Source organism: Streptomyces phytophilus (assembly GCF_013870535.1).
GTDB classification, from domain to species: domain Bacteria; phylum Actinomycetota; class Actinomycetes; order Streptomycetales; family Streptomycetaceae; genus Streptomyces; species Streptomyces phytophilus.
Genome location: NZ_JACBXC010001600.1, coordinates 1 through 1,182 on the forward strand (window position 1 = coordinate 1; position 1,182 = coordinate 1,182).

Sequence of the window (1,182 nt, forward strand, 5' to 3'; positions counted from 1 at the left end):
CCCCGGCGACCCCGCCGCGCCCGAGGTGACGCTCCCCGAGGGCTACGAGTTCGTGCCCGGCGACCGCTACCACGTCGCCAGCCGCGCCGAGTACTACTCGTTCGTCCGCGGCCCCGCCACCCCCGACGGCATCGAGGTCTCCGTCCGCTGGCCCGGCGTCACCGTGGCCGCCGTCGTCCACATGGACACCCGGCTGCGCATCAGACGCGACCGCGCCGACCGCCACCGCATCGCCTTCACCCTCCCCGTCACCCAGCCCTCCGCCGACGCCAACCAGCCCACCCTGCAGATCTGGAGCCACCCCGACATATCCCCGGGTATGTACTACAAGCTCGACCACAACGACCCCGACCGCGTCGCCGGCCCCTGGGCGACCGTCGCATGGCCGGCCAAGGAGGCCCGCTCCCAGCTCCACCAACTCGTCGCCGCCCACCGCATCCTCGTCGACTCCGGCCTCAAGGCCGCCGCGGCGGCCAAGGGCCACCGCTGGTTCGTCGCCGGCTTCGAGTCGAACAACACCCTGCACGCCGACAACCCGCCTCACTGGCACATCTCGTACAACTCCGGCCCCGACTTCAACTCCCCCACCCACAACACCCACTTCTGGCTCGACGCCGACGCCCGGAACTTCTACAACGGCATGGACGTCACCGGCCTCGGCCGCCTGCGCCACTACGTCGGCGACCCGGCCCGCCTCTACGACTTCGCCGGCGACGCCAACGACGGCCGCGGCGCACTCGTCGCGACCATGACCATCCGCGAGGACGGCGGCATCGACATCGCCCCGCCCGGCGGCCCCGCGTACGCCCTGGCCGCGGGCCGCGACGGCACGCTGACCGAGGAGGTCACCGTCCTGCGCGACGGCCGCCCCTGGCTGCGGGTCGCGACCGAGGACCGCTACCGCGTCGGCCTCATGACCATCCGCACCCGGGGCCTGCGCCACGCCGCCGACAACGACTTCACGCTCCTGCGCTACGACCCGCTCACCGGTGTCCTCGCCTGAGCGACCCCGCGCCCGGCACCCCGACCCCCCACCCCCGGGTACGCGCAGTCAGATCCCCGGCCCGTACCCGGGGTCGGGCGGCCGCCGCGGCGACCACCACTCGGTGAGCCCCCACACCCCCAGCCCCAGCACCGCCACGGCCGCCACCGCCACCACCCAGGGCCGCCCCACCCACCGCA

Annotated in this window: 1 protein-coding gene; it reads left to right on the forward strand. The window is 74.2% G+C overall.

Annotation, left to right across the window (positions count from 1 at the left end; all coding sequences use genetic code 11):
• A partial coding sequence (locus tag H5J30_RS34540; protein ID WP_181791759.1) for a hypothetical protein occupies nt 1-1,003 on the forward strand: 1,003 nt, incomplete at its 5' end.
• Between the last annotated feature and the right edge of the window lie 179 nt (nt 1,004-1,182).